This window comes from Streptomyces anandii JCM 4720 (assembly GCF_014650655.1).
Taxonomy (GTDB): domain Bacteria; phylum Actinomycetota; class Actinomycetes; order Streptomycetales; family Streptomycetaceae; genus Streptomyces; species Streptomyces anandii.
In genome coordinates this window covers 32,941-40,956 of sequence record NZ_BMVJ01000027.1, presented here as the reverse complement: position 1 = coordinate 40,956, position 8,016 = coordinate 32,941, and the positions used below count along the sequence as shown (strand labels likewise).

Genomic DNA, 8,016 nt, shown 5'->3' with positions numbered 1-8,016 from the left:
GTGGGCAGGACCGGCGGGCACCACCCCGTGCCGATCGCCAGCGTCACCAAGGTGATGACCGCGTACGTGGTCCTCGAGGACCACCCGCTCGGGGGCGGGGAGGGCGGGCCTTGGATCACCGTCGACGAGACCGCGGCGAACGAGTCCTCCTCGGGCAGCGAGTCGGCCGTCCGGCTCACGGCCGGGCAGCGGCTGTCCCAGCGTGAGCTGCTGGAGCTGATGCTGCTTCCGTCCGCCAACAACGTCGCCCGGCTGCTGGCTCGTTGGGATGCGGGCAGCGAGCGGGCGTTCGTCGGGAAGATGAACCGCGCGGCCGCGGAACTGGGCATGGCCGACACCACCTACACCGGGGCCAGCGGCATCGAGTCCTCCACCACGAGCACGGCGGACGACCAGCTCAAGCTGGCCCGCGAGGCCGTGGAGCTGCCCACGCTGCGCGCGGTGGTCCGCATGCGCACCGCGACGGTCTCCGGTGTGCCCGGCCCGGTCACCAACACCAACCGGCTGCTGGACCGGCCCGGGGTCATCGGGCTCAAGACCGGGTCGAGCACTCCCGCGGGCGGCAACCTGATGTGGGCCGCCGAGGCGTGGGCCGGTACGAAGAAGTACCTCCTGCTCGGTGTCGTACTGGGCCAGCGCGCCCACACCACCCCCGCGGTGGGCCTGGCGGCCGCCCTGGACAGGAGCGGTGACCTGATCGACGTCCTGCGGAAGAACCTTCCCTCGGTCCTCGGCTCCATCGGGAGGCAGGCGTGAGCGTGCTGCTCGGCCGGGCGGGGGACGATGCCACGAGCCGGTCCGCGCCGGCCGCGGGGGAAGGCGGGCACCGGCACGCAAACCGACCGGGCAGGATCCCGGCCGGCGGCACGAGCCGGTGGCGGCGCGGACGGCTGGTCGCCGTGGCCGCCGTACTGACCGCATCGCTCATGCTCGCCCACGCGTGGGTACCGAACGCATTCGGGCATCTCGGCAGCCTGCTGGAGACCTTCCTGCCGTGGCTGGGCGTGAGCGTGCCCGTCCTGCTGGCACTGGCGCTGGTGCGGCGGTCCGCGACCGCTGCCGTCACCGTCCTGCTTCCGGCCGTCGTGTGGTGCTCGATGTTCGGCGGCACGCTCGCCGACAAACGCTCCGACGGCGGGGACGTGACGGTGCTGACCCACAATGTCGGCGCCGGCAACCCCGACCCGGAAGGCAGCGCCCGCGAGCTCGCGGGCTCGGGCGCCGGCCTGATCGCCCTGGAGGAGCTGACCGCGAAGGCGACACCGGTGTACGAGCGCGTCCTGGCAGGGAGCTATCCGTACCACACGGTGCAGGACACCGTCGGTCTGTGGAGCAGGTACCCGCTTCATGACGCGGCACCGGTCGCGGTCATGCGGTGGAACCGTGCCCTGCGGGCCACCGTCGCCACGCCGAAGGGACCGCTCGCCGTGTACGCCGCCCATCTCGCTTCGGTACGGGCGCACCTGGGCACGGGGTTCACCACGAGTGAGCGCGACAGGTCGGTCGGCAGGCTCGCCGATGCCGTACGGGCCGAGCCGCTGCCCCGCGTCCTGGTGGTGGGCGACTTCAACGGCTCCACCGGGGACAGGGCGCTGCGGCCCCTGACCGCGCAGCTGCGATCGGCGCAGGAGGCGGCCGGAGACGGCTTCGGGTTCAGCTGGCCCGCCGGGTTTCCGGTGGCCCGGATCGACCAGATCCTGAGCAGGGGCATCGCCCCGGTCGCGTCCTGGACCCTGCCGCGCACCGGCAGCGATCACTTGCCCGTCGCGGCCTCCCTGCGCCTGTGAGGGCCAAACGTGACGGGCTTGCCCCGACGTCCGCCGCCCTGCGCGGGGAACGCTGCCGGGCGACCTGCCCCACGGCGTCACGAGCCGGTGCCCGCCCGAGAGGCGCGATCACAACCGCCCCAGGGCGCCTGCGGATACCGTCGTGCGGAACCGGACGACAGGTTTCAGGTGACGCCATGCCACGACACGACAGCAAGCCGGCGGAACAGCCCGACGGCGCCCCCGCTCCCGTGCATGTTCTGCTGGTGGAGGACGACGAAGCGATCCGCAGGTCCCTCGCGATGGCCCTGGAACGCTACGGGTACCGGACATCCGCGGCGCCCGACGGACTGACCGGCCTGGAGATGTTCCGCGACAAACACCCCGACCTGCTGCTGCTCGACGTCATGCTGCCGCACCTGGACGGCATCGGACTGTGCCACCGGGTCCGTGAAACGAGCCAGGCGCCCATCCTGATGATGTCCGCGCGCGGCGACTCGCTGGACGTGGTGGGCGGTCTGGAGGCGGGCGCCGACGACTACGTGGTCAAACCCGTCGACACTCCCGTCCTGCTGGCGCGCATCCGGACCCTGATGCGCCGGACCGCCTTCACCCCGCCCTCCGCCCCGGCCGGCCGGTCACCGCACGACGACGGCAGCGTGCTCGCCTTCCGCGGCCTCAGCGTCGACACCCGGTGTCTGGAAGTGCGGGTGGACGGAAGGCTTCTCGCGCTCACTCCCATGGAACTGCGCCTGCTGCTGGAGTTCGTGTCCGCGCCCGGCATCGTCCTGGAGCGCCAGACACTGCTGCGCAGGGTGTGGGACTACGGCTGGGACAGCGACAGCCGAGTCGTCGACCTGACGGTGCAGCGCCTGCGCAGGAAGATCGGTGCCGATCACATCGAGACCATACGTGGTTTCGGCTACAAGTTCCGGCGCTGAGATGCGGCGCCCCACCGCCCCCGGAACCGGCGCGGCCCCCTCCGCCCGCACCGCGGTCCACCGCGCTCCGCCCGGCCGCGCGCTGCGGCGCCTGGTCGATCCGCGATCCCTGCGCTGGAAGATCACCGCCGCGGTCGCCGCCGCGGCCTGTGCGATGGCGTTGGGCATCGGGGTCCTGGTGCACCACAGCACCGAGGTCCGTTCCATGAGCATCGGCCGCGCCGGCGCCCTGCGCGAACTGCAGGCGGCCCAGGCGGAGTTCCGCGGTCATCCGTCCGCGGGCCGCAACCCGGCGGAGCCCGGCTACGTCACCGGGGATGAGATACCGGATCAGCTGCGCGACCTGCTCGGCTCCCGGTCCGGCCCCGTGACCTGGTACGACACCAGGAAGCCGGCGCAGGGAGCCTCCATGTGGGCGGCCGCCCGCGTCGACGGCACCGTGATGGCCGTGCAGACGGACATGACCACCGACCTGTTCAGCCGGCAGGCACTGGACCGTCACATGAAGTACGCGGCCATCGCCACGCTCGCCGTCGTCGTTCCCCTCACCCTTCTGGCCGCCGAGCCGGTGCTGCGCCGTCTGCGCCGCGTCGCGGCCACCGCCCGCCGTATCCGCCACGGTGAACTCGACGCGCGCACCGCAAGCCGGCACGGTGACGAGATCGGTGAGATCTCCTCGGCCGTCGACCACATGGCCGACGCCCTCAGGGAACGCCTTCGGGCCGAACAGCGCTTCACCGCGGATGTCGCCCACGAACTGCGCACCCCCCTCACCGCCCTGGTCACCTCCGCCTCCCTCCTGGCCGAGGGCGAGGCCGCCCACCTCGTCCGCGACCGCGTACAGGCGCTGCGTGTCCTGGTCGACGATCTGCTGGAGATCTCCCGCCTCGACGTCGGGACCGAGCAGGCCGAAGTCCGGCGCGTGCCTCTCGGCGAACTGGTGACGGAATCGGCACAACGCACCGGTCTGGAGACACGCGTCCTCGTGACCGGGCGACCGGTCGTCCACACCGACCCCCGCCGCCTCGACCGTATCGTCACCAATCTGGTCCTCAACGCCCACCGCCACGGCAGGCCGCCGGTGGAGGTCACCGTCGACGCCACGAGCATCGTCGTACGCGACCACGGCTCCGGCTTCCCTGCGGACCTCCTCGCCCACGGCCCCCGGCGTTTTCACACCGGCGCGGCCGAGCGTGGCCGCGGCCACGGCCTCGGCCTCACCATCGCCATCGGCCAGGCCCGGGTCATCGGCGCCCGCCTCACCCTGGCCAACACCACGCCCGACGGGGCCGTCGCCGTCCTCAGCCTCCCCCCGGGAGGAAGTCAGGAGCTGTGATGTCCCGCGCCGCCGCACGGTGCAGGCGGCTCCTCGGTGCCCATCCGCCGGGACGGGGTGTCACGAGCAGGCGACGGTGCCCTTGCGCAGGGCGTGGTCGTCGTCGTTGGAGTCGTCGGCCCAGTAGACGGGCTTGGAGCCGTTGGCACATTCGTCGGCCCCGGCCAGGGTGAAGCCCTCGTTGTTGAAGTCGGGCATGCCCTTGGGCCGGTTGAGGACGGCGGTGACGGCGAAGTTCCCGGACTTGTCGATCTGCATCGTGCGGTGCTGGCCGTTGCAGTTGTCGTCGCACACGACCCACAGGCGTGAGGCCTGCGGTTCCCACTGCAGTTCCATCACGCCGTCCATGCCGCTGCGGACGGAGGCGACACGGGTGAAGGCCCCGGAGTCCTCGAGGACGTAGCCGTAGACCATGGCGGTGCCTTCGACCCCGAGGAAGAACACGCCGCCGGTGTGGGAGCCGTAGGAGCCGGGATCGTAGGCCGCGCCCGTGGAGGAGTCCTTGAAGCCGGCCGCGGTCAGGGCGCTGTCGGGTATCCAGGTGATGCCTTCGAAGCCGAGGTTGGGGTCGACCGGGGGCAGGTCGGAGGTGAGGTTCCATTCCCTGGTGGCGGTCAGCGACTTGGCGGTCCTGGAGACGTCGTAGCGCAGCACGGAGAGCCGGCTGGTGCCGGAGTCGTCGCCGTCGCGTTCACTGGCCACGTAGACGCCCGCGGCGGAGCCGGCTCCGGTGACGGTGACACCTTCGTCATCGGGGGTGCCGGAGCCGTCCGGGTAGTGGATCTTCTTCCCCGACGCCCAGTGGTCCCTGGTGTCGGGCTTCCAGCCGCCTGAGCCGTCGCGGACCAGGCGCCACAGTTTCCCGCTGTTCTGCGCGCCCCACATGACACCGCCTTCCTGGTACAGGCCGCTGAGGTCCTCACCGAAGAGGCCGGAGGCGTCGGCCGTGGACACCTTGGCGCTGCCCGGCCAGGCGGCGGACCCGGCCGGGTTGCCGGACGGCGTGGCGGTGCTGGCGCTGGCCACCAGGGGAGCGACGACGGCCACGACGCCGGCGACCGCGGCGCCTGCCGCGATCTTGAGGCGGGCGGGTACCGAAGCACGCCGGTGGGACGGAGTCGTTCCGCTCATGGGGCTGAGCTTCCTTTCAGCGCAGGGACCTTGCCGCGAGGCCGATTGAGGGTCCTCGGTCGGCATCGGCGGTTGTTTCGGTCATGGGAATCGGAGGCTTTCAGAGGTGGGGGCCCCGGGCGCAAGGAAAGCGAACGCAACCCTAGAAGGCGCGCCGGTGGAACACCATCCGCAGAACTACTTATCCGTGAGCCGCTGCCGCACCGCTCGTGCGGCAGCAGGAACGGTCCGGACACGGACGGCCACGCAGTGTCGGCCGCACCGGGGTGTAGTCTGCCTTTGACGCCGTAGCCGCATATTTCCCGGCCGGGAAGTGATGCAATTGCCAACCAACCGTCGCAGCGAAGAATTCACCGCCCGTAGCCGCGAGCGGTTTTTCTCCGGTGAGCAGGTCGGCGTGGGCCTACGGAACGAAATTCTTTCTTCCTGGCGTCGCTGCCGGGCACTCGGACTCACCCCGGGAAATGTCGAGGCGCCCTACCAAGGAGATCCCGATCTCGACACCGAATTCGTTCACGCGGCACTGCCGGTGTACGAAAGGCTGGTCGCCCGGATCTCCGGGGCGTGGGCGACCGTCACCCTCGTCGACAGCGAGGGAGTGGTGCTGAAATGCACCCCGGGCAGAGAGCAGGTGTCCCGGTACCTCGAGGAGGTCGGCGGCAGCACGCCCGGCTTCAGCTTCCGCGAATCGCTTGCCGGCACCAACTCCATCGGGCTCGCCCTCATGGACAGGGGCATCGCCCGCGTCGTGGGCCATGAACACTTCTCCGACTCCTGGATCGTGGAGGACTGCGTCGCCGCTCCTGTGCACGATCCGTTCAGCGGACGCATAGTCGGAGTTCTGGATCTCGCCCTCCGCAGGACCGAGTCCACCGCCCTGCGGGAGGAGGTCATGGTCCGCAGGGCCGCCCTGGACATCGAGCGCAGGCTGCTGGAGGGCAAGTCGGAGCGCGAGCGTGCCCTGCTGCGGGCGTACACGGACGCGGCGCACCGCGCCCGGGCCGGGGAAGGGAACCGCGTCGACCTCGCATCACCGGCCATGGACAGTCTGAGCAGGGCCGACCGGCTCCTGCTCGACGAGAAGGCGCTGGAGCTGATCGCCTCGGGCCAGAGGGCGGCCACCGAGGTCCCCTTGTCCACGGGCCGCGTGGTCACGCTCCTGGCCGAACCGGTGGGCGAAGGACTCGACGGACTGGCGGTCGAAGCGCTCCTTGCGGCCGAGCCGGCTTCCGCCCCCGTGGACCCGGCAGGACGGCAGCGACTGCAGTGGCCGGCGGAGGAATCCTCCGGGACCGGGAACCACGCGCTCGGTGCACACGGATCCGGCCCCGCGCCGCCCGCTCCCGCGCCCGGCCGTGACGCCTCTTCGCCGGCCGCCCGCACGGCCGGCGAAGGCGCCTCCCGATGGCTGCAGGCCGTCGGTGAGCCCAGCGCCGGCCGTTCCGCCGTCATCGCACGCAACCGCCTGCAGCTCCTGCACGAAGCCAGCCGCCGCGTCGGCACCACTCTGGACGTGATCCGCACCGCCGAAGAACTCACGGAGGTGGTGGCGGGCCATTTCGCCGACGCCGCCACCGTGGATCTCCACCCCGCCGTACTCAGCGGCGACGACCCCGCCCCGAGCGACCCCCGGGTGCGCCGAGCCGCGGTGAGCGGACAGCACGACATCCCCTTCTACGCCGTGGGCGACCAGGTCGTCTTCGAGCCCGGCACCCCGCAGGCCAGATGCCTCGCATGTGTCTGCCCGGTCATCGAACAGGACCTGACAGCCGCCGACAGCTGGGCGGCCCAGGACCCGGAGCGCTCCGCGAGGATCCTCGACCAGGGAATCCACTCCCTCATCGTCGTCCCCCTCACCGCCCGCGACACCGTGCTGGGCACCGTCAGCTTCTACCGCGCACAGGGCTCGGCCCCGTTCGAGGACGACGACCTCTCCCTGGCGTCGGAACTCGCCACCTCCGCCGCGGTCTGCATCGACAACGCACGCCGCTACACACGTGAGCGCACCGCGGTCCTCGCCCTTCAACGCCGCCTGCTGCCCGAGGTCCTGCCGGAGCACGCCACCCTCGAGACCGCCCACCGCTACCTGCCCGCCCACGCCGCGGTCGGCGGGGACTGGTTCGACGTCATCCCCCTGTCCGGCACCCGCATCGCCATGGTCGTGGGCGACGTCGTCGGCCACGGCGTGCACGCCGCCGCCGCCATGGGCCGCCTGCGCACAGCCGTCCACAACTTCTCCGCCTTCGACCTCGCCCCCGACGAGCTCCTCACCCATCTCGACAACCTCGTGGACCAGATGGTCACCACGGACCCGCGCGACGCCGACGTCCTCATCGGGACCACTTGCCTGTACGCGGTCTACGACCCCACCACGCGCCGGTGCAGTCTCGCCCGCGCCGGGCACTTTCCCGCCGCACTGGTCCTGCCCGACGGCACGGCCACCTTTCCCGAACTCCCCGCGAATCCCCCGCTCGGTCTCGGCGGACTCCCCTTCGACGCCGTCGACATCGACCTCCCCGACGACAGCCAGCTCGTCCTCTACACCGACGGGCTCTTCCCGGAACAGCAGCGCGACGTCGACGCAGCCATGGAAGACCTCCGCCGGACTCTCGCCCACCCCGGCCGCTCACCGGAGCAGACCTGCCAGGCCGTCATAGAAAGACTGCCCGCCCCCAAGTCGCGCACCGACGACCTCACCCTCCTCGTCGCACGCGCCCATGGCCTGCCCTCCCACCACATGGCCGGCTGGGACCACCTTCCCGCCGACCCGGCCATCGTGCCCCTCATCCGAGCCGCCGCCACCAAACGCCTCAACGACTGGCACCTGCAGGACTCCGTCTTC

5 protein-coding genes and 1 pseudogene are annotated in these 8,016 nt (G+C 71.5%); 5 read left to right on the top strand and 1 reads right to left on the bottom strand.

Annotated elements, in window-relative coordinates; genetic code table 11:
- The 4 genes from IE249_RS31655 to IE249_RS31640 all read left to right on the top strand — a co-directional run.
- The coding region (locus IE249_RS31655) for a D-alanyl-D-alanine carboxypeptidase family protein (protein WP_229859688.1) at window positions 1-756 on the top strand (756 nt) is incomplete at its 5' end.
- 95 nt (window positions 757-851) lie between these two features.
- Window positions 852-1,787 (top strand): endonuclease/exonuclease/phosphatase family protein, encoded by a 936-nt coding sequence (locus IE249_RS31650; protein ID WP_373304511.1) that lies wholly within the window; start codon window positions 852-854, stop codon window positions 1,785-1,787.
- A gap of 176 nt (window positions 1,788-1,963) precedes the next feature.
- A complete protein-coding gene (gene cseB / locus IE249_RS31645; protein WP_189710373.1) occupies window positions 1,964-2,707 on the top strand; it encodes a two-component system response regulator CseB in 744 nt (247 codons plus the stop codon).
- 1 nt (window position 2,708) lies between these two features.
- Window positions 2,709-4,043, top strand: coding sequence for a sensor histidine kinase (locus IE249_RS31640; protein ID WP_189710371.1), 1,335 nt, complete (start codon window positions 2,709-2,711; stop codon window positions 4,041-4,043).
- A gap of 60 nt (window positions 4,044-4,103) precedes the next feature.
- On the opposite strand, the pseudogene IE249_RS31635 reads toward IE249_RS31640, so the two are convergent.
- A pseudogene (locus IE249_RS31635) lies at window positions 4,104-5,021 on the bottom strand (lamin tail domain-containing protein); the annotation flags it as partial.
- Between the two features lie 469 nt (window positions 5,022-5,490).
- Here IE249_RS31635 and IE249_RS31630 point away from each other — a divergent pair.
- Window positions 5,491-8,016: SpoIIE family protein phosphatase (locus tag IE249_RS31630; RefSeq protein ID WP_506367832.1), on the top strand; the 2,526-nt coding region annotated here is incomplete at its 3' end.

What these genes read in the sequence shown, in the direction of transcription:
- cseB (WP_189710373.1), top strand. Translation starts at nt 1,964, where the DNA reads ATGCCACGACACGACAGCAAGCCGGCGGAACAGCCCGACGGCGCCCCC.
- IE249_RS31640 (WP_189710371.1), top strand. Translation starts at nt 2,709, where the DNA reads ATGCGGCGCCCCACCGCCCCCGGAACCGGCGCGGCCCCCTCCGCCCGC.